Annotated in this window: 20 protein-coding genes and 1 rRNA gene; 15 read left to right on the top strand and 6 right to left on the bottom strand. The window is 72.8% G+C overall.

Annotated features, from left to right (window positions below):
* The 5 genes from rrf to ACWCYO_RS36175 form a co-directional block, all read left to right on the top strand.
* A 5S ribosomal RNA gene (rrf, locus tag ACWCYO_RS36195) occupies nucleotides 1–75 on the top strand; the annotation flags it as partial.
* A 251-nt stretch (nucleotides 76–326) separates the two neighbouring features.
* A complete protein-coding gene (locus tag ACWCYO_RS36190; RefSeq protein ID WP_449786592.1) occupies nucleotides 327–2963 on the top strand; it encodes an ATP-binding protein in 2637 nt (878 codons plus the stop codon).
* 99 nt (nucleotides 2964–3062) lie between these two features.
* Entirely contained in the window at nucleotides 3063–3743 is a 681-nt protein-coding gene (locus ACWCYO_RS36185) for a response regulator (RefSeq protein ID WP_033351413.1), read from the top strand.
* A 65-nt stretch (nucleotides 3744–3808) separates the two neighbouring features.
* Nucleotides 3809–4216, top strand: coding sequence for an OB-fold nucleic acid binding domain-containing protein (locus tag ACWCYO_RS36180; RefSeq protein WP_270146926.1), 408 nt, complete (start codon nucleotides 3809–3811; stop codon nucleotides 4214–4216).
* 2 nt (nucleotides 4217–4218) lie between these two features.
* On the top strand, nucleotides 4219–5043 hold the full coding sequence (locus tag ACWCYO_RS36175; RefSeq protein WP_270146927.1) for a DUF3159 domain-containing protein: 825 nt from the start codon (nucleotides 4219–4221) through the stop codon (nucleotides 5041–5043).
* Nucleotides 5044–5188: 145 nt separating this feature from the next.
* On the opposite strand, the gene ACWCYO_RS36170 is transcribed toward ACWCYO_RS36175, so the two are convergent.
* Both ACWCYO_RS36170 and ACWCYO_RS36165 read right to left on the bottom strand, forming a co-directional pair.
* Nucleotides 5189–5860, bottom strand: a complete 672-nt coding sequence (locus tag ACWCYO_RS36170) for a potassium channel family protein (protein WP_270146928.1) — start codon at nucleotides 5858–5860, stop codon at nucleotides 5189–5191.
* A complete protein-coding gene (locus tag ACWCYO_RS36165) occupies nucleotides 5860–6582 on the bottom strand; it encodes a potassium channel family protein (protein ID WP_449786591.1) in 723 nt (240 codons plus the stop codon). Before ACWCYO_RS36165 ends, ACWCYO_RS36170 begins: the two co-directional genes overlap by 1 nt.
* A gap of 192 nt (nucleotides 6583–6774) precedes the next feature.
* Between ACWCYO_RS36165 and ACWCYO_RS36160 the strand changes: the two genes are divergently transcribed.
* Complete coding sequence (locus tag ACWCYO_RS36160; protein WP_449786593.1) at nucleotides 6775–8850, top strand: APC family permease; 2076 nt, start codon at nucleotides 6775–6777, stop codon at nucleotides 8848–8850.
* A gap of 344 nt (nucleotides 8851–9194) precedes the next feature.
* Nucleotides 9195–10544 (top strand): class I SAM-dependent RNA methyltransferase, encoded by a 1350-nt coding sequence (locus tag ACWCYO_RS36155; RefSeq protein WP_270151252.1) that lies wholly within the window; start codon nucleotides 9195–9197, stop codon nucleotides 10542–10544.
* A gap of 84 nt (nucleotides 10545–10628) precedes the next feature.
* Here ACWCYO_RS36155 and ACWCYO_RS36150 read toward each other — a convergent pair whose 3' ends face one another.
* Together ACWCYO_RS36150 and ACWCYO_RS36145 are read right to left on the bottom strand one after the other, a co-directional pair.
* Nucleotides 10629–10823 carry a hypothetical protein gene (locus ACWCYO_RS36150; protein WP_270146933.1) on the bottom strand — a complete coding sequence of 65 codons (195 nt, stop codon included), beginning with the start codon at nucleotides 10821–10823 and terminating at the stop codon, nucleotides 10629–10631.
* A 171-nt stretch (nucleotides 10824–10994) separates the two neighbouring features.
* A complete protein-coding gene (locus ACWCYO_RS36145) occupies nucleotides 10995–12137 on the bottom strand; it encodes an acyltransferase family protein (protein WP_270146935.1) in 1143 nt (380 codons plus the stop codon).
* A 222-nt stretch (nucleotides 12138–12359) separates the two neighbouring features.
* Between ACWCYO_RS36145 and ACWCYO_RS36140 the strand changes: the two genes are divergently transcribed.
* Together ACWCYO_RS36140 and ACWCYO_RS36135 are read left to right on the top strand one after the other, a co-directional pair.
* Complete coding sequence (locus ACWCYO_RS36140; RefSeq protein WP_270146936.1) at nucleotides 12360–12596, top strand: toxin-antitoxin system HicB family antitoxin; 237 nt, start codon at nucleotides 12360–12362, stop codon at nucleotides 12594–12596.
* Complete coding sequence (locus ACWCYO_RS36135) at nucleotides 12593–13015, top strand: fic family toxin-antitoxin system, toxin component (RefSeq protein ID WP_270146938.1); 423 nt, start codon at nucleotides 12593–12595, stop codon at nucleotides 13013–13015. The genes ACWCYO_RS36140 and ACWCYO_RS36135 overlap by 4 nt, the downstream gene beginning before the upstream one ends.
* A 55-nt stretch (nucleotides 13016–13070) precedes the next feature.
* Here ACWCYO_RS36135 and ACWCYO_RS36130 read toward each other — a convergent pair whose 3' ends face one another.
* Nucleotides 13071–13955: a GNAT family N-acetyltransferase gene (locus tag ACWCYO_RS36130; protein WP_449786590.1), complete on the bottom strand. Its 885-nt coding sequence runs from the start codon at nucleotides 13953–13955 to the stop codon at nucleotides 13071–13073.
* Nucleotides 13956–14143: 188 nt separating this feature from the next.
* On the opposite strand from ACWCYO_RS36130, the gene ACWCYO_RS36125 reads away from it, so the two are divergent.
* From ACWCYO_RS36125 to ACWCYO_RS36100, 6 genes are all read left to right on the top strand, one after another.
* Nucleotides 14144–15034, top strand: a complete 891-nt coding sequence (locus ACWCYO_RS36125) for an ATP-grasp domain-containing protein (protein WP_449786589.1) — start codon at nucleotides 14144–14146, stop codon at nucleotides 15032–15034.
* Nucleotides 15031–15849: an ATP-grasp domain-containing protein gene (locus ACWCYO_RS36120; RefSeq protein ID WP_449786588.1), complete on the top strand. Its 819-nt coding sequence runs from the start codon at nucleotides 15031–15033 to the stop codon at nucleotides 15847–15849. Before ACWCYO_RS36125 ends, ACWCYO_RS36120 begins: the two co-directional genes overlap by 4 nt.
* Nucleotides 15850–15901: 52 nt before the next feature.
* On the top strand, nucleotides 15902–16834 hold the full coding sequence (locus ACWCYO_RS36115; RefSeq protein ID WP_449786587.1) for a putative RNA methyltransferase: 933 nt from the start codon (nucleotides 15902–15904) through the stop codon (nucleotides 16832–16834).
* Between the two features lie 89 nt (nucleotides 16835–16923).
* Entirely contained in the window at nucleotides 16924–18339 is a 1416-nt protein-coding gene (locus tag ACWCYO_RS36110) for an AAA family ATPase (RefSeq protein ID WP_449786586.1), read from the top strand.
* A gap of 77 nt (nucleotides 18340–18416) precedes the next feature.
* Nucleotides 18417–18764, top strand: coding sequence for a nucleotide pyrophosphohydrolase (locus ACWCYO_RS36105; RefSeq protein WP_270151254.1), 348 nt, complete (start codon nucleotides 18417–18419; stop codon nucleotides 18762–18764).
* Between the two features lie 169 nt (nucleotides 18765–18933).
* The gene (locus ACWCYO_RS36100; RefSeq protein ID WP_449786585.1) at nucleotides 18934–19563 is read left to right on the top strand and encodes a DUF6099 family protein; all 630 of its coding nucleotides are present in this window, start codon (nucleotides 18934–18936) and stop codon (nucleotides 19561–19563) included.
* Here ACWCYO_RS36100 and ACWCYO_RS36095 read toward each other — a convergent pair.
* Nucleotides 19509–19733, bottom strand: a complete 225-nt coding sequence (locus ACWCYO_RS36095; protein WP_449786584.1) for a hypothetical protein — start codon at nucleotides 19731–19733, stop codon at nucleotides 19509–19511. The two genes, ACWCYO_RS36100 and ACWCYO_RS36095, sit on opposite strands and share 55 nt — an antisense overlap.
* Between the last annotated feature and the right edge of the window lie 295 nt (nucleotides 19734–20028).

Below are 20028 nucleotides of genomic sequence, written 5' to 3'. Positions count from 1 at the left end.
AACCCGGAAGCTAAGCCTCACAGCGCCGATGGTACTGCAGGGGGGACCCTGTGGGAGAGTAGGACGCCGCCGAACAATTCTTCAGAAGAACCCCCATCCGGATTCCGGATGGGGGTTCTTCGCGTTTTCCCGCAATTCGGACGGCAGCCGGCGGGTCAGCCCCAGCCGACCCCCGCCGAGTGGCTGGGCTCCGTCAATATGCCGCTAAAACCGCATGATCAGTGCACTGATCACCGGAATTTCGCTGCTCACGCCGTAGTCTCGAAGGCGGGGGAACAGGTGTCCGGGGGTGGCTCCCGGGCAGGGCCCGATCAAGAATGGTGCTCATGGGACGAGGCAGGCTGCGGATCTACCTCGGGGCGGCCCCCGGGGTCGGCAAGACGTACGCCATGCTCGCCGAGGCGCACCGGCGGCAGGAGCGTGGCACGGACGTCGTGGTGGCGTTCGTGGAGGACCACGGCCGGCGACGGACCGCGGACCTGGTGGCCGGGCTGGAGGTCGTGCTGCGGCAGCAGGTGGTGCATCGAGGGGCCAGGTTCTCCGAGATGGACCTGGACGCCGTGCTGGCCCGCCGTCCGGAGGTGGCGCTGGTGGACGAGCTGGCCCACACCAACGTGCCCGGGTGCCGCAACGAGAAGCGCTGGCAGGACGTCGAGGAGCTGCTCGCGGCCGGGATCGACGTGATCTCCACCGTGAACGTCCAGCACCTGGAGTCGCTCGGCGACGCCGTGGAGGGCATCACCGGGGTGCGCCAGCGGGAGACCGTCCCGGACGAGGTGGTCCGCCGGGCGGACCAGATCGAGCTGGTGGACATGTCCCCGCAGGCGCTGCGGCGGAGGCTGGCGCACGGCAACGTGTACACGCCGGAGAAGATCGACGCCGCGCTCGCCAACTACTTCCGCCCGGGCAACCTGACCGCGCTGCGCGAGCTGGCGCTGCTGTGGACCGCGGACCGGGTGGACGAGTACCTGCAGAAGTACCGCGCCGAGCAGGGGATCGTGGGCACCTGGCAGGCCCGGGAGCGGATCGTGGTCGGGCTGACCGGCGGCCCGGAGGGGGCGACGCTGATCCGCCGGGCGGCCCGGATCGCGGCCCGGGTCTCCGGCGGCGAGCTGCTGGCCGTGCACATCTCCCGTTCGGACGGGCTCGCCGGCTCCGGCTCGCCGCAGACGCTGATCGAGCAGCGCGCGCTGGTGGAGAGCCTCGGCGGCTCCTTCCACAACGTCCTGGGCGACGACCCGGCCGGCGGGCTGCTGGACTTCGCCCGGGGGGTGAACGCCACCCAGATCGTGCTGGGCACCAGCCGTCGGCCCCGCTGGCAGTACCTGTACGGGCCGGGCGTCGGGACCGTCGTCACTCAGAAGGCCGGGGACATCGACGTCCACATGGTCACCCACGAGCACGCCGGGCACGGGCGCCGCGGCAAGATACCCGTGCGGCGGATCACCGACCTGGGCCGGACCCGGACCGTCGCGGGCTGGCTGATCGGGCTGGCCGGTCCGCCGCTGCTGGCGATCGTGCTGACCGCGATCGGCGGGCTGGGCCTGTCCACCGACATGCTGCTGTTCCTGTCGCTGACGGTGCTCGCGGCGCTGGTCGGCGGGCTGCTGCCGTCGATCGGTTCGGCGCTGGTCGGCTCCTCGGTGCTGAACTTCTACTTCACCCCGCCGCTGCACACGTTCTCCATCAACGAGCCGGAGAACATCATGGCGGTGGCCATATTCACCGTCGTCGGCTGCTCGGTCGCCTCCGTGGTGGACCTGGCGGCCCGCCGCACCCACCAGGCGGCCCGGTCCCAGACCGAGGCGCAGACGCTCAGCGCGCTCGCCGGCACGGTGCTGCGCGGCGCGCCGAACGGCGACGGGGTGCTGACCGCGCTGATGGAGCAGGTCCGGGAGACCTTCGGCCAGGAGAGCGCCGCCCTGCTGGAGCGTCCCGAGCCGACCGGCGGCTGGGTGCCGGTCGCCACCGCCGGGCCGCGTCCGCCGGCGCGGCCCGAGGAGGCCGATGTGGACGTCCCGGTCGGCGAGAGCCTGGCGCTGGTGCTGCGCGGCCGGGTGTTGCCGGGGGCGGACCGGCGGCTGCTGGGCGCCTTCGCCGCTCAGGCCGCCGTGGTGCTGGAGCGCCGTCGGCTGGCCCGGGAGGCCGCCGCGGCCCGCCGGGAGGCCGAGGGCAACCGGATCCGCACCGCGCTGCTGGCCGCCGTCTCGCACGACCTGCGCACCCCGCTGGCGGGCATCAAGGCCTCGGTGAGCTCGCTGCGCTCGGCCGACGTCGAGTGGGACCCGGAGGACGAGGCCGAGCTGCTGGCCGGGATCGAGGCCGGGGCCGACCGGCTGGACCACCTGATCAACAACCTGCTCGACATGAGCCGCCTGCAGACCGGCACCGTCACCCCGCTGATCCAGGAGACCGACCTGGACGAGGTGGTCCCGTACGCGCTCGGCGGCGTGCCGCCGGAGTCCGTCCGGCTGGACGTGCCGGAGACGCTGCCGATGATCCGGGCCGACGGCGGGCTGCTGGAGCGCTCGTTGGCCAACCTGGTGGAGAACGCCGTCAAGTACAGCCCGGACGGCGTCAAGGTGCTGGTCAAGGCTGACGCCCTGGAACAGCCGGGCCGGCCGGGCCGGGTCGAGCTGCGGATCGTGGACCGTGGTCCGGGCGTGCCCGAGGAGGCCAAGGAGCGGATCTTCGCGCCGTTCCAGCGCTACGGTGACGCGCCGCGCGGCGCCGGGGTGGGGCTCGGGCTCGCGGTGGCGCGCGGGTTCGTCGAGGCGATGGACGGCACCGTCACCGCCGAGGACACCCCGGGCGGCGGCCTCACCATGGTCGTCAGCCTGCCCGCGGTCGAACGGCCGCCCGAGCTGGCCGAACTGGCCGAACCGGCCGAGCCGAACGCGCGGAACGCGCGGCACGAGCCGCCGGGCGAGGACGGCGACCCGGTCTCCGAGCTGATCACGTGAGAGCCGACTGATCACGTGCGGCCGGGCGGCCCACGTCCCACCAACAGCCAAGACACCACAGTCCGTAAGATCCGACAGCCCGAAAGGCGGAGCCCGCACATGACCCGGGTCCTCGTCGTGGACGACGAACCGCAGATCGTCCGCGCACTGGTGATCAACCTCAAGGCCCGCAAGTACGAGGTGGACGCGGCCCATGACGGCGCGAGCGCCCTGGAACTGGCCGCAGCCCGGCATCCGGACGTCGTCGTGCTCGACCTGGGCCTGCCCGACATGGACGGCGTCGAGGTGATCCGCGGCCTGCGCGGCTGGACCCGGGTGCCGATCATCGTGCTGTCGGCCCGGCACGCCTCCGACGAGAAGGTCGAGGCACTGGACGCCGGCGCCGACGACTACGTGACCAAGCCATTCGGGATGGACGAGCTGCTGGCCCGGATGCGGGCCGCCGTGCGCCGGGCCGAACCGGTGGCCGGGGAGGACGACTCGCTGGTCGTCACCGAGAGCTTCACCGTCGACCTCGCCGCCAAGAAGGTCAACCGGGACGGCACCGACGTACGCCTCACGCCCACCGAATGGCACCTGCTGGAGGTGCTGGTCCGCAACGCCGGACGGTTGGTCAGCCAGACCCAGCTGCTCCAGGAGGTGTGGGGCCCGGCCTACCGCACCGAGACCAACTACCTGCGGGTCTACCTCGCCCAGCTGCGCCGCAAGCTGGAGCGCGACCCCTCGCACCCGCGCCACTTCATCACCGAACCGGGCATGGGCTACCGCTTCGAGAGCTGATCGCGGCGGCCGCCGGCGGCTGCGACGCCTGCCGCCGGCGACCCGGAAACCGGTACCCTGCCGACATGAGTGGTGACATCAGCAGTGGCCAGCCGCAGGGGCGGTTCCGCCGCATGCTCAGCCGGCTGACCTCCTCGGCCGAGGAACTGAACGCCGAGGACCTGCGCCAGGAGAGCGCCGCCGAGTCGGGCTGCACGCCGATCGCCGGTTGCTCGGACCGCCAGCTGGTCACCGTCGCGGGCACACTGCGCACGGTGACGCTCCGCCCGCGGGCCGGGGTGCCGGCCCTGGAGGCCGAGCTCTTCGACGGCACCGAGGCGCTGGAGGTCGTCTGGCTGGGTCGCCGCTCGATCGCGGGCATAGAGCCGGGCCGCCGACTCGTCGCCAGCGGCCGGATCAGCCACGCACGCGGGCGCCGCGTGCTGTTCAACCCCCGGTATGAGCTGCGTCCGGTCGGACACGGGAGCGAATGAGCGTGAGCAACCACCCCGGCGGCGACGCCGCCGCCCGAATCGACCTGGACGCCGCCGACGCGGCCGCCCGGCAGGCCGCCGCCGAGGAGGCGGCGGACGGCCTGGCGCGGTCGATCGAAGGCACCGCGCCGGCCGCCGACCGGCCGCTGGACCCGGCGGCCGCCGAGGCCGCCCGGCAGGCCGCCTCCAAGGAGGCCGCCGACACCGTCCTGCAGGCCTTCGGCGGCGTGCGCGGCATGATCGACATGACGCTGCCCGGCCTGGTCTTCATCCTCACCTACAACATCACCCACCAGGTCAGCGCCGCCGCCTGGGCCGCGCTCGGCCTGAGCGCCCTGTTCGTGGTGGCCCGGCTGGCCCGGCGGGAGACCATCCAGCACGCCTTCAGCGGCGTGTTCGGCGTCGCCCTCGGCGCCTGGATCGCGATGAAGAGCGGCAAGGCCGAGGACTTCTACCTGCCCGGCCTGCTCTGGAGCGTCGGCTACTGCGCTGCCCTGGCGGTCTCCGCCCTGGTGCGCTGGCCGATGATCGGGGTGATGCTCGGCCCGATCACCGGCGAGATGTTCACCTGGCGCAAGGAGAACCCCGGCCGCCTCGCCGCCTACACCAGGGCGACCTGGGCCTGGGTGGTGATCATGGGCCTCAAGCCGGTGATCCTCTTCCCGCTGTACTTCACCCACAACGTCAACCTGCTCGGCTGGCTGAAGGTCGCCCTCGGCATCCCGCCGCTGCTGCTGGCGATGTACGTCACCTGGCAGATCCTGCTGAAGGCGCCGCCGCCGATCAAGGCGCAGCTGGACGACGACGAGGAGGAGCCGGCCAAGTAGCCGCTCCCGCCGGTACGGCCGAGGGCCCGCACCCCCACGACGGGGACTCGGGGGGCCCCTAGCCCCTCACCCCCCGCGGGTAGGGCGGGGGGCCCGCCCCCCCCGTCGGGGGATGCGGGCCCTCGGCCGTCGCGTCCGCGTGGCCCTACTGGGCGCCGGAGGTGGCCGACAGCAGCTGCTCCAGCTCCTCCTCGCGCTCCTGCGCGGCGACGAAGAGCAGCTCGTCGCCGCCCTCCAGGGTGTCGTCCTTGCCCGGCACCAGCACCCGGCCCTCGCGGATGATGCTCACCAGCGCGGTGTCCTGCGGCCAGGAGACGCCGCCGACCCGGGTACCGACCAGCTCGGCCTCCTCGGCCAGGGTCAGCTCGACCAGGTTGGCGTTGCCCTGGCTGAAGCGCATCAGGCGGACCAGGTCGCCGACGCTGACCGCCTCCTCGACCAGCGCGGACATCAGGCGCGGGGTGGACACGGCCACGTCCACGCCCCAGGACTCGTTGAAGAGCCACTCGTTCTTCGGGTTGTTCACCCGGGCGACCACCCGTGGCACCGCGTACTCGGTCTTGGCGAGCAGCGAGACGACCAGGTTGACCTTGTCGTCACCGGTCGCGGCGATCACCACGTGGCAGCGCTGCAGCGCCGCCTCGTCCAGCGAGGTGATCTCGCAGGCGTCGGCCAGCAGCCACTCCGCCATGGGCACCCGCTCCACCGAGATGGCGTTGGGGTTCTTGTCGATCAGCAGGACCTCGTGACCGTTCTCCAGCAGCTCGCCCGCGATCGAGCGGCCCACGGCACCGGCCCCGGCAATGGCGACCCGCATCAGTGACCCTCCTCCTTCGGCCCCTGCGCGAACGCGGCCTCGACCGCCGTCAGGTCGGCCCGGCGCAGCATCACGTGCACCAGGTCACCCTCCTGCACCACCATCTGCGGCGAGGGCAGCACGCCCTCACCGAGCCGGGTGACGAACGACACCCGGGCGCCGGAGGCCTCCTCCAGACGACCGATCCGCTGGCCCACCCAGCTCGGGTGGTACGCGACCTCGGCCAGCTGCACGGTGCCGCTCGGGTCCTGCCACAGCGGCTCGGCGCCGCTCGGCAGCAGCCGGCGCAGCATCTGGTCGGCCGTCCAGCGGACCGTCGCCACGGTCGGGATGCCCAGGCGCTGGTACACCTCGGCACGGCGCGGGTCGTAGATCCGGGCCGCGACGTTCTCCACGCCGAAGTTCTCCCGGGCGACCCGGGCGGCGATGATGTTGGAATTGTCACCGCTGGAGACGGCGGCGAAGGCATCGGCCTCCTCGATGCCCGCCTCGCGCAGGGTGTCCTGGTCGAAGCCGACGCCGGTCACCCGGCGCCCGTTGAACCCGGCACCCAGCCGGCGGAAGGCCGTCGGGTCCTGGTCGACCACGGCCACCGAGTGGCCCTGTTTCTCCAGCGTTCTCGCGAGGGCCGAGCCCACGCGGCCGCAGCCCATGATGACGATGTGCACCGGCGCTACCTCACCCGTCCCGTAGGGTTCTTGACCTGCGCAAACACCGTTCATCTCCGTTTCCCGCCCGGCTTTCCGGGACGAGGGTCCTCGTGGGGGTGTCGGCTGGACACCGCTCGACAACCACAGTGTTGCCCGCCGACTCGTATCCGACACGCTAGCCGGTCCACCGAACGCAGTCGCGACGAAGGGGGGATGAACGGCGCAAGCCCGGCCGGGAAACCCCTACGATTCCTTAACGTGCCTATGCCGACTGACCTTCCGAAACGCATCCTGATCGGGCGCGCCCTTCGCAGCGACAAGCTCGGGGAGACCCTCCTCCCCAAGCGGATCGCGCTGCCCGTCTTCGCCTCGGACGCGCTCTCCTCGGTTGCGTACGCCCCCGAGGAGATCCTGCTCACGCTCTCCGTCGCGGGGGCCTCGGCGATCCACTTCTCCTGGCAGATCGGCCTCGTGGTGGCGATCGTGATGCTCGCCGTCGTCGCCTCCTACCGGCAGAACGTGCACGCCTACCCCAGCGGGGGCGGCGACTACGAGGTGGCGACCGTCAACCACGGTCCGGCCGCCGGTCTGGTGGTCGCCGCGGCCCTGATGGTCGACTACGTGCTGACCGTCGCCGTGTCCACCACCTCGGGCGTCGCCAACGTGGTCTCCGCCGTCCCCGTGCTGCGCGGCCACGAAACGATCGTGTCGGTGGTCGTGGTCGTGCTGTTGATGGGCATGAACCTGCGCGGGGTGCGCGAGTCCGGCAGCGCCTTCGCGGTACCCACCTACGCCTTCATGATCGGCGTGATCGGGATGGTCGGCTACGGCTTCCTGCGGCACTTCGTGCTCGGCCAGGACATGCCCGCCGAGAGCTCCGGCTTCCACCTCGAGGCCACCCCGGGCAACGGATCGCTGGCCGGGTTCGCGATGGTGTTCCTGCTGCTGAAGTCCTTCTCCTCCGGCTGCGCCGCGCTCACCGGTGTGGAGGCGATCTCCAACGGCGTGCCCGCCTTCCGCAAGCCGAAGAGCAAGAACGCGGCCACCACGCTGCTGATGATGGCGACCGTCGCCGTGGTGATGTTCATGGGCATCATCTGGCTGGCCCGGCTGACCGGCGTGCAGATGGCCGAGAACCCGGCCGAGCAGCTGGTCGGCGCCGGCTCCGGCTACCACCAGAAGACCGCGCTGGCGCAGATCAGCGAGGCCGTGTTCAGCAACTTCACGCCCGGCTTCTACTTCGTCGCCGCCGTCACCGGCCTGATCCTGGTGCTGGCCGCCAACACCGCCTTCAACGGCTTCCCGGTGCTCGGCTCGATCCTCGCCCAGGACCGCTACCTGCCGCGCCAGCTGCACACCCGCGGCGACCGGCTGGCCTTCTCCAACGGCATCATCCTGCTGGCGATCGCCGCGATCCTGCTGATCATCTCCTTCGACGCGGACCCGAACCGCCTGATCCAGCTCTACATCGTCGGTGTCTTCGTCTCCTTCAACATGAGCCAGTCCGGCATGATCCGGCACTGGACCAGGCTGCTGCGCACCGAGACCGACCCGGCCGAGCGGCGCCACATGCAGCGCAGCCGGGCGATCAACGGCTTCGGCCTGGTGATGACCATGGCGGTGCTGATCGTCGTCCTGGTCACCAAGATCGGCCACGCCTGGATCGCGATCGCCGCGATGGTCGTGCTGTTCGTGATGATGAAGGGCATCCGCCGGCACTACGACCGGGTCTCCGAGGAGCTCACCGCCGCCGAGGAGCCGGACGACGTGGTGCTGCCGACCCAGGTGCACGGCATCGTGCTGGTCTCCAAGCTGCACAAGCCGGCGCTGCGCGCCCTCGCGTACGCCAGGCTGGCCCGCGCCCACACCCTGGAGGCGATCACCGTCAACGTCGACCCGGAGGACACGGCGGCGCTGCGGGGGGAGTGGGACGAGCGGGGCATCGAGGTGCCGCTCAAGGTGCTGGACTCGCCGTACCGCGAGATCACCGGGCCGGTGCTGGACTACGTGAAGAACCTGCGGCGCAGCAGCCCGCGCGACGTGGTCTCGGTGTACATCCCCGAGTACGTGGTCGGCCACTGGTACGAGCACCTGCTGCACAACCAGAGCGCGCTGCGGCTCAAGGGGCGGCTGCTGTTCAAGCCCGGGGTGATGGTCACCTCGGTGCCCTGGCAGCTGGAGTCCTCGGAGCGGCGCAAGCCGCAGAAGGCCTGGTCGGCGCCGGGGTCCGTCCGCCGTGGTGAGCCTCGGGCGCCGAAGGCCGTAAAGTCGAAGGATTCCGTCAGTACCGGTGCGACCGGCACCGGTGCCACCGACCGCAGCAAGGATTCCTCCCAGTGACGCGCAACACTCCGCCCCGTTCCTCGGGCTCCTCCGGCGCCTCCGGCAAGGGCAAGGGCGCCCGTCGGGGCGGCGGCTCCCAGCCCGGGCAGGTGGCCCGGCCGCGCTGGGGCCGGCCGAACCGGCCGGAGGCCACCGACCGTGACGGACTGACGGCGCGCACGGCGCCGGTCGTGCCGGGGGAGAACCCGGTGGAGAAGCCCGTGCGGGCCTCGCAGGACTCTCGGGCGGGGAAGCCGGCTCGGGACGTTCGGGACGGGAAGCCGGCTCGGGACGGGAAGGGCGCTGCGGGCGGCGCCGGCCGGAAGGCGCCGCGCAAGCAGGCGGTGCGGCCGCCGAAGGCGCTGCGCGCTCCGGCGGCGCGGACGCCCCGGCCGGAGTCGCCGTCCGGGGAGCCGCTGGTCGGCGAGCGCTACGAGGTCGAGGTCGGCCCGGTCGCGCACGGTGGCGGGCACTGCGTGGCCCGGCACGAGGGGCGGGTGCTGTTCGTCCGGCACGCGCTGCCCGGCGAGAAGGTGGTCGCGCTGGTGACCGAGGGCACCACCACCTCGCGGTTCCTGCGCGCGGACGCGGTGGAGGTGCTGGAGCCCGCCAAGGAGCGGATCGAGGCGCCGTGCCCGTTCGCCGGTCCCGGCAAGTGCGGTGGCTGCGACTGGCAGCACGTGACCCCGGGCGGGCAGCGCAAGCTCAAGGCGGCGGTGCTGACCGAGCAGCTGGCGAAGCTGGCCGGGCTGACCCCGGCCGAGGCGGGCTGGGACGGCAGCGTCGAGCCGGTCGGCGGCAAGCTGCCCGCCGGGCAGGTGCCGGCCTGGCGCACCCGGGTGCAGTACGCGGTGGACGCGGAGACCGGCAAGGTCGGCCTGCGCAAGCACCGCTCGCACGACGTGCAGCTGGTGGACCGCTGCCTGATCGCCGCCGAGGGCGTCACCGAGCTGGGCATCGAGGCCCGGGACTGGCCGGGCGTGGCGAGCGTCGAGGTGATCGCCGCGAGCGGCTCCTCGGACCGCCAGGTGGTGCTGACCCCGCGTGACGGCGCCCAGCTGCCGCTGGTCGAGCTGGACAAGCCGGTGTCGATCGCCCGGGTGGACGACCAGGGCGACGTGCACAAGGTGCACGGGCGCAGCTTCGTGCGCGAGCGGGCGGCCGGGCGGACCTGGCGGGTCAGCAACGGCGGCTTCTGGCAGATCCACCCGGAGGCGCCGGACACCCTGGTCGACGCGGTGCTGGACGGCCTGGACCCGCAGTGGGGCGAGAACGCGCTCGACCTGTACTGCGGGGTCGGCCTGTTCGCCGGCGCGCTGGCCGACCGGGTCGGCGAGGACGGCGCGGTGCTCGGCATCGAGTCCGCCAAGCAGGCCGTGGTCGACGCCCGGCACAACCTGGCCGCGCTGGACAACGTGCGGATCGAGTGCGACCGGGTCGAGACGCTGCTGCCGCGCACCGGCATCACCGCCACCGACCTGATCGTGCTGGACCCGCCGCGCTCGGGCGCCGGGCGCGAGACCGTCGCGCACCTGGTCGGCCTGGAGGCGCGCCGGATCGCGTACGTGGCCTGCGACCCGGCGGCGCTCGCCCGGGACCTGAAGTTCTTCCGCGAGGGCGGTTACCGGCCGGTCTCGCTGCGGGCCTTCGACCTGTTCCCGATGACCCACCACTTCGAGTGCGTGGCGATCCTGGAGCCGGCCGGGGAGTGATTCCCCCCGCATTGGGCGGCAGACGCCGAGGAGGCGGCACCCCGTGGTGTACGGGGGCCGCCTCCTCGGCGTTCGCGGGCGCGCTTACTCGTTGTGCTCCTCTTCGTCGGGGCTGTGCGGCAGGTCGATGCCGTGCTGGGCGGCGAGCCTGAGGAGTGAGGCGACCCGGCCCTCGTACGCCTGGACGCCGTCGGCGTCCCCTGCTGCCCGGGCCGCCGCGAGGTCCTGTCGGGCCTGGGCGAGCTGCTCGCGCAGCTCCTGGTCGAACATGGCTGTCATTGCCGGCCTCCACAAAAAACCGGTCGGTGCCGCTCGGGGAACGCTCAGAAGAGTTCAGAGTCCCGGATGGTCTAGGACTCTTCAAGTCAGGCTCGGTCAGGTTCAGGGTAGGTCCGGTCGGATCCCGGCGCGGGGTCCGTCGGGTGCGGAGTCGGTCAGGTGCGGAGTCCCTCAGGTGCGGGGCAGGGTGGCGAGCGCGTTGCGCAGGGTCTTGTTCAGACGGGGGCCCACCCGCTTCTCGACCAGGTGGTGCACCAGCCAGGCGAGCACCAGCGCGGACGCCGTCATCGAGGCGACGAGCACGCCCGGGGAGACCCGGTTCCGGTAGTGGATGATCACGGTCCAGCCGATCTCGCAGTGCAGCAGGTAGATCGGGTAGGTCAGCGCGCCGAGGCTGGTGAACCAGCGGAAGTCGAGGCGGTTGAACCAGCCGAGCGCGAGCCCGGCCATGATCAGGAAGAAGACGGCGACCGCGAAGTGCGTCGGCCACTCCGCCAGGTGGCGACGGATGTCGTGCTCGACGATCCGGTGCCGCTCGATGACGTTGTGCTCGGCGAGGACGAACGAGAACCCGATGATGCCCCACAGGAACACGTTCGGCTTGTACTTGTACATCAGGTAGAACGCGATGCCGGCGACGAAGAACGGCGAGGCGTTGGGTATCAGCACGTACTGCAGCGGCTTGGCGTCGGCGGCCAGGGAGAGGATGCCGGCGGTCGTCCAGATGACGCAGAACGCCATCACCCGGCGGTAGGTGGTGCCCATCCAGACGACGATCGCGAACAGCAGGTAGAAGCGGAGCTCGACCCAGAGCGTCCAGTAGACGCTGTCGACGTAGGTGACGCCCATCGGCTCCTGGAGCATCGTGAGGTTGACCAGGCGGTCCCACTTGGTCGGGCTGCTGGTCGCGCCGCCCAGGTACAGGGTGACGGCCGACGTGATGATCACACCGCACCAGTACGCCGGGTAGAGCCGCACCACGCGGGAGGTGAAGTACTGGGCGACGCTCCGGCCCCAGCTGCTCATGCAGATCACGAAGCCGCTGATCATGAAGAAGAGCTGGACGCCGAGCCAGCCGTACGACGTGATCCGCACGTACTCGCGCGGCAGGACGTCTGCGGGCGACTTGTCCCACAGGAACCACATCGCCGAGAGGTGGAAACAGACCACCAGGATCGCGGCGACGAACCGGAAACCGTCCAGGGCGGGCAGCCGATTGGGCTTGGCCGCGGCTTGGGGCGTCGGCGATGCCATCGGGCTCGGTCGCGGGGCGACAGCGGTGGTGCTGTCCGGTACGGGGGCGATAGAGGTCACGGTACAGGGTATTCATCGCCGTTCCGCGCCTCCGTCGGCGGGGTACCGGGGTTGGCGGGGGCTTCGGCGAGGGGTTGGGCGGGTCGGTTCGGCGAGTCGGTTCGGTGAGGGGTTCGGTGAGGGGTTCGGTGACGGGCAGGTTGCGTGGGGGCGTGCGGGAGGTGTGCGGGCGGTGTTCGCGCGCCCTTGTTGTGCTAGCGCTTCGGCGCTAGCTTGAACGGCATGGGCAAGAAGCAGCTGAACGTCCGAGTGGACGCCACGACCGCGGAGATGGCCCGGGAACGGGCGGAGCAGCAGGGGATCAGCATGAACCAGTACATCGAACGCCTGGTCCAGCAGGACATGGGTGAGTCGGGGCGGGCCTTCATCGACGCCGCCGCGCAGTTCATGAAGGAGTACGAGACGGCGTTCCTCGCCGAGTTCGGGGAGTCGGGCGAGCTCCAGGACGTGCGCCGTTGAAGCTGGAGGTCGACCTCTCGTGGCTGCTCATGACCGCGGAGCAGTACACGCCCGGTGACCCGCAGGTCACCGACTACGGCTCACTGCTCGCGGCCGTCACCCGGCACCAGGCCGAGATCTTCGACATCTCCGTCTACCCCGAACCGCAGGACCGCGCGGCCGCGCTGATGCACCAGCTGATCCGGGTGCCGGCCCTGGAGAAGACCAACGAACTCTTCGCGACCGCCGTCGCCTACGCCTACCTCGTCGCCAGCGGCTGCACCGTCGCCACCACCGCCCGCGAGGTGCGCAGCCTCTCCCGGGCCATCCGGGAAGGGCGGCTGGGGGTGTCCGGGGTCGCCGAGCGGCTGGCGGCCTGGGTGGTCGACGAGGCGGAGGGGGAGGGCGTCAGCGGGGCGGAGGACGAGGACGACGACTGAGCGCCGTCCTCGTCCTGTCCTTGTCTCGCTCTGGGAGGGCCGGCGCGGACCGGGTCTAGCTTTCGGAGCCCTGCTCGGCGTCCGGGGAGGCGGGCTCGGCGATGAGGGCCGTCGCGAACGGGCGGAAGCCGGCCCGGCGGTAGATCCGGGCGACGTCCTCGTCGGAGGCGGACAGGAACACCGTCCCCACGCCGTCGGCGCGGGCGTGCGCCACCAGGGCCGAGGTGACCGCCAGACCCAGCCCGCGCCGCCGGGCGGAGGGGAGCGTCCCGACCCCGACCACCTCGGTGACCGGGCCCACCGGGTTGTGCTGGCCGGCGCACAGCACCTCGGCGCCCTCCAGCGCGGCGGCCAGCACCGTGACGCCGTCGGTGATCCGCTGCGCGATCCGCGCCACCCCGCCGTCGGCCGTCAACGTCGCCGCGCTCGCCGCCAGTTCGACCGCTCCCGCGGCGCCGGTGGCGGTGCCCGGGTTGCCGAAGGCCACGTGCGGAACGGCGACCGCGTCGGCCAGCTCGGGGGCGTCCGCGGCCAGCACCCGTACCTGCACCCGCTCCGGGACGGCCGGCGCCGGGGCCGCCTCGTCCTGCGGGCCGAGCACCAGCAGCGGGTGCTCGTGCACGGTCAGCCCCGCCGCCTCCACCGCCGCGCGCAGTTCGGGGTTCCGCTCGGCGACCCACTCGAAGGCCTCCGGCACGCCCAGCTCCCGCTGCCGCTCCAGCACCCGACGGACGTCCTCGGCGGTGGCGGCCGGGCCGTCGTGGCCGGGCGTCGGGCGGGCGTAGTAGTGCCAGCCGGTGCTGCCCTTGCGGACGAACAGGGTCAGCGGGCCGAAGTCCTCGGCGGTGGCGGCACTGCGCGGTACGGCGTCGTAGTAGCGCTCGATGTCGTCGAGCAGGGCGGGGTCCGGAGCATGATCAGCTGAAGTCACGGCGTGCATCCAAGCAGGGGTACCGGTGCGTCGCCACTGTTTTGTCAGGTCGCCCGTGTGCGATGGATTGTTGCCGAACGCTTACCGGCTCGCGGTGATCTTGTGCGTGTACGCCGGGCATGCTGATGCCTTCACAGCTCTGCCGAGGGGGACGGCGGACGTCCGCACTCGGCGAGGCAAGGGGGGAAGTCAGGCCCATGAGGCTCTGCTTTCTGGTGGAGGAGCACTACCGGAGGGACGGCATGCCGCTGGACGTGGCACGTCAACTCACCACGTGGGGACACCGGGTGGAGGTGCTGCGCCCCGGGGACTCGCTGATGGCGATCTCCGAGGCGGTCCGGGCCGGCAGCCACGACGCCTGGGTGCTCAAGACCGTCTCAGGCGGCCCCGGACTCACCCTGCTGGAGGCGGCGGCCACCGTGGGCCTCACCACCGTCAACGACGTCCGCTCGATCCGCGGCGTCCGGGACAAGGCGCTCGCCTCCGTGATCGCCCGCACCCGCGGCCTGCCCGTCCCGGTCACGTATGCCGCGGCCCGTTGGGAGCGGCTCGCCGAGATCCCGGCCGCCGAGTACCCGCTGGTGGTCAAGCCGGCGGACGGCAGCTCCGGGCGGGGCGTGCGGCTGGTGGCCGGGCCCGACGACCTGATCGGCCTCGGGCCCGAACTCGCCGGGCAGGGGCTGCTGATCGCCCAGCCGTACGTGCCCAACGACGGGACGGACCTCAAGGTGTACTGCGTCGACGGCGAGCTCTTCGCGACGGAACGTTCCTCCCCGCTGCACCCCGGGGAGGGCGTGCGCGAGCGGCAGGTGCCGCTGCCGGGGAGCGTCGCGCGGATCGCGGCGCAGGTGGGCGAGGTGTTCGGGCTGGACCTGTACGGGGTCGACGTGCTGCTCGGGCCGGACGGGCCGGTGGTGGTGGACGTCAACGACTTCCCGAGCTTCCGGCAGGTGCCGGACGCGGTGGCGCGGGTCGCCCGGGCGGTGCTGCGGCTCGCGCGCAGCGGGACGGCGGGGTCGGTGCCCGCGCTGGTACCGGCGGGCGGCGACTTCGGCCGACTCGGCCTGGTGGACGGTGGGCTGCGGTGAGGGTCGGGCTGATCACGGGCGACCCGGGGCATCCGGTGCTCGCCGCCACCGCCGAGCTACTGGCGCGGCGCGGGTGCGGGGTGGAGGTCGTCCTGCCGGGCGGCGGCGCTTCGGCGGGTGGTCCCGCGGAATCGCTCGCCGACGTCTACCTGCTCAAGGCGCGCACGCCGCAAGCACTGACGCTGGCAAGTGAGTTGGAGCGGCGAGGTGCGGCCGTGGTCAACTCGGCGGCGGCGACGGAACTCTGCCAGGACCGAGTGCGGATGGCGGAGCTCGCCCGGAGCGCCGGGCTGCCGTTCGCGACCACGGTCGCGGCCGGGCGGCTGGCCGAACTCGAGGACCCGGCCTACCCGTTCGTGGTGAAGAGCCGGCACAGCCGACGCCACGACCTGGTCGCTCTGGTCGACAGTGCGGCCCGGCTGCGCGAGCTCGTCGAGCGCTGGCCGCGGGAGGAGGTCGTCACCCAGCCGTACGTCCGGGGCAGCGGCTGGGACCAGAAGCTGTGGGTGGTCGACGGGCAGGTTTTCGCGGCCCGGCGTCGGTCTGAACTCTCCGCGGTCGAGGGAGCGTTGGCGGCTGCGGACGAGTGGGAGCCGTCCGCCGGGCTGGTTGCGCTCGCATTGCGGGTGGGGGAGGCGTTCGGGCTGACGGTGTACGGGGTCGACCTGCTGGACGGGGCCGCCGAGCCGGTCATCGTGGACGTCAACGCCTTCCCCGGGGTGCGCGGGCGGCCCGGCGCGCCCGAGGCGCTCGCCGGGCTCGCGCTGCGGGTCGCATGGGAGCGGGGGAGGCCGTCGGCGAGCGGGGGTGGTTAGGCTGGCTGGCGCCCCCGACCGGCCGGGGCGAACGGCGAGAGAAGACGGAACGTTGCTGCAGGACATCGAGCCCTACCTGGCCTGCCCCCACTGCGCGCAGGCCCTCACCCGGCACGAGCGCAGCCTGCGCTGCCCCGCCGGACACAGCTTCGACCTCGCCAAACAGGGCTACGTCAGCCTCCTCGCCGGCGACGCCCACACCGGTACCGGAGACACCGCCGAGATGGTCGCCGCCCGCGCCGACTTCCTCGCCGCCGGCCACTACCGACCGATCGCCGACGCCCTCGCCGAGGCCGCCACCGCCGTTGCCGTGGTTCCCGGGGCCGCTGCTGTTCCCAATGCTGCCGCCGTTCCCAATGCTGCCGCCGTTCCCGGTGCCGCGGCTGTCGGTGCCGGCCCGAAGGGCTCGGAGGGCCTGGTCGCCGACCTCGGCGCCGGCACCGGCCACTACCTGGCCCACGTCCTGGACGCCCTGCCCGGCCGGGTCGGCGCCGCCCTCGACATCTCCAAGTTCGCCCTGCGCCGCGCCGCCAAGGCCCACCCCCGGATCGGCGCCGTGGTCTGCGACGCCTGGCGCCCGCTGCCGCTGCGCGACGCCTCCGCCGACCTGATGCTCAACGTCTTCGCCCCGCGCAACGGCCCCGAGATCCGCCGCGTGCTGCGCCCCGGCGGCACCCTGCTGCTGGTCTCGCCCACGGCCCGGCACCTGCGCGAACTCGTGGACGCGCTCGGCCTGTTGTCGGTGGACGAGGACAAGCAGCGCCGGATCGACGAGAAGCTCGGCCCGTACCTGACGCCGGTCGACCAGCGGTCGGTCGAGTTCACCCTGCGGCTGGGCGCGCAGGACGTCCGGACGGTCGTCGGCATGGGACCGAGCGCCTGGCACACCGACCCCGACCGGCTCGCGGCCGCCCTCGCGGCCCTGCCGGAGCCGGTCGAGGTGACCGCCTCGGTGACGGTGGCCGCGTACCGGCGACCGCTGTAGTCAGCGGTGTGCGGCAGGTCCGCCACGTTGGGATGAATCTGGCCAGCAGGCACGTTTCGCCCGGTCGGGCTGCGGCTAACGTCCGACGGGTGAACCCCGACGCCGCCGCGCCCGCCGGGCCGGCCCAACTGCGCCCGGGCGGCGCTCCGGGGCCCGACCGGCCACCCGTACCACGCCCCACCGTCGAGGAGCTGCGGCTCACCGCCTTCAAGTCCTACCGACGGGCCGTCCTGCCGCTCGCGCCGCTCACCGTGCTGCACGGGCCCTCCGGAGTGGGCAAGTCCAACGCCCTCGACGCCCTGGCGGTGCTGTCCCGACTCGCCCTCGGCGAGGAGATCACCGGCTCCCTGAACGGGCTGCCCGACCGCACCGGCCCGCTCGCCACGCCCGTGCGCGGCGGCCTGGACGGGTGCGTGCCGCACAGGCGGGACGCCGTCATCCTGGGCTGCACCGTCCGCTCACCGCGCGGCCGGATCCGGCTCGACCTGGTGATCCGCACCGACGGGGCGGTCCGGATCGCCCGGGAGTCGCTCAGCCTCGACGGCCGGACCCTGGTGGACACCGGCGAGCAGGACGTGCGCAACGGGCGCGTCAACGTGTGCTGGCACAACGACACCCGGCAGGGGGACATCCGGGCGCCGCTCCCCAGCGGCACCATGATCACGGCGCAGCTGCCGCTGCGGGTGGCCGGCTCGTCCACCGGCGAGCGGCTGGTCCTGGCCGCGGTCGAGGACCTGCTCACCGCGCTGCGCGAGGTCTTCCCGCTGCACCCCGTCCCGGCGCTGATGCGCGGCTGGGCCAAGGCCGACTCGCAGGCCCGGCTGCGTAGCAACGCCGCCAACATCTCGGCCGTGATCAACCGGCTCGCCCACGAGTGCCCGCGCCGGTACGGGCAGCTACTCCGGGCCGTCCAGGCGGCCGCGCCCCACCCGCTGCTCGGACTCACCCTCGCCGAGCGCGGGGGCGGGAGCGGGGACGTGCGGCGGGTGCTGGCCGTCTTCGACGAGGGCGTGCTCGGACGCACCGGGGCCGACCAGGCCTCCGACGGGATGCTGCGCCACCTCGCCTTCGCGGCGGTGCTGCTGACCGGGGCCGGGGTGCTCGACCTCGACGTGGCCACCGAGGTGCCGTGGGCGCACCGGCAGCTCACCGTGCTCGCCGAGGACCTCGGGGCCGGGCTCGCCACCGAGCAGACCGCCTCGCTGCTGCGGCTGGCGCGGGACATGACGGGGCGCAACCAGCTGCGGGTGGTGGCCGCGCTGCAGGAGCCGGCGGCGGCGCGGGAGGCGTTCGGGGCGGGCGAGGAGTCGGCGGGGGAGGTGGCGCTGGTGGAGTGCCGGCGGGATCCGGGGACGGGGTTGACGGTGCTGCGGCCGGAGACGGCCCGGGTGCCGATCCAGTGCGGGCGCGGGGAGGAGACTGCGTCGGTCGTCGGGGACGGGGGTGCCCCGTCTGTGGTCGGGGACGCGGATGCGGTAGACCTGGGGGCGTGGACGAACGAGTGACGAGGTCGGGGGAGCCGGTGGTGGAAGGGGCGTCCGGGGAGCCCGGGGGTGCGGCGGAGCCCGGGCAGCCCGGGGAGCTGACCTTGGCGGGGCTGCGGCAGCGGCTGGTGGAGTTCGCGGCGGCCCGGCGGTGGGAGCCCTACCACACGCCGAAGAACCTGGCGGCGGCGCTGAGCGTGGAGGCGGGGGAACTGCTGGAGATCTTCCAGTGGCTCACGCCCGAGCAGGCGGCCGCCGTGATGTCCGACCCGGAACGGGCCCACCGGGTGCGCGACGAGGTCGCGGACGTGCTCGCGTACCTGGTGCAGTTCTGCACGGCGGTCGGAGTGGACCCGCTGGAGGCGCTGGCCGCCAAGATCGAGCGCAACGAACACCGCTTCCCGGTGCCGGACGCAGGGACCGACGTCAACCCGGACGTGGGCTGACCACCCTTGTGAGGGACGGAAGTTATCCACAACCCCCGGGTTGTCCACAGCTTCCGCAATGCCGGATGCAGCCCACCCCACGTTCCCCGCACGCTTTCGCCGTGACCACTCCACCGCCCCCGGCGGCGGTGCTGGTCGACGGCGACGACGAGCGGAAGGAACGGGGACCATGGAGGCGCTGCGACTGATCAAGACGGCCCGGCACGCGCTGGCCGAGGCCAGGCACGTACCGGATGTGCTGGCCGAGGCGCGGCAGGCCGCGCTGCTCACCGAGGCGGTGGGCGCTCGGCTGGCGGAGTCGGAGGACGACGACCTCACGGGGCTCGGCCAGCAGCTCTCCGAGGCGGGGGCGCATGCGGCGGTCTGCCTGGACAGGTCCGTCGTCGTCGGCGCCCTGGTGAGCGGCGGGCGGGCTGGTCGGCTCACCGAACTCGGCGAACTGGTGCCGACCTTGGGAGCGCTGGACGAACTGCTGAGAGAGGTCGGGGAGACGCTCGTGGTGCTGGCCTGCGGGGCCGACACGGAGAGTCTCTACTGGACGTGCATCGACGGCGTCGACGCGATGTCGGAGTGCAAGGACGTGACGGCACGGCTGCGGGAGGCGGCTGGGAGCAGCGGAGGAGCGGAGCGCACGGCGCTCGGTGGCGCGGAGCCGGAACGGATCGGTCAGGGTTCGCCGTTACTCGTGGTCCGGCTCGGCCCGCCGGGTGAGGGCGGGCAGGCGGTGGAGGAGCGGGCGCCGGACTACCGGGTGCCCGGCGCGGCCGGAGCGTCGGAGGTGTCCGTACCGGCCGGGTGAGCGGTGTGCCGGGCACCGGACTGCAGCGCGGCCAGGTCCGCGGTCACCGAGGCGAGCAGTTCCTGCATCTGCTCAAGCAGGGTCTTGGGGGTCGCGGGCCCGGCCGAGTCGCCAGCGGCCGAGCCCGTCGGGCTGCTCGGGAACGGCGGCGTGGCAGAGGGTTCGGACATGACGGGGACCTCTTCGGATCGGTGGTGCGGTGTGCCGCACCGACCAACGAACAGTTCCGGCGACCGGTCACCGCGCACCACCCGATGCGGTCCAACTCGGGCACGCCGTAGGCCTCTCGGGCTAGTCGGGCTGCCGCTGCAGCACGCCCTCGGCTAGGGAGCGGGTCCACGAGAGCGGAGGAGGTGGGTGGGAGGGAGGAGGGAGGGTAGGGGGCCCGAGCAGCCCGAAGATCTCGCCCTGGCGGACGGTCAGGCTGATCCCGTCGTTGGCCCGGATCCGGGTGGCGGCGGCGCC

It is taken from the genome of Kitasatospora sp. NPDC001683 (assembly GCF_053596495.1).
This window is presented reverse-complemented; position numbering and strand designations above follow the sequence as displayed.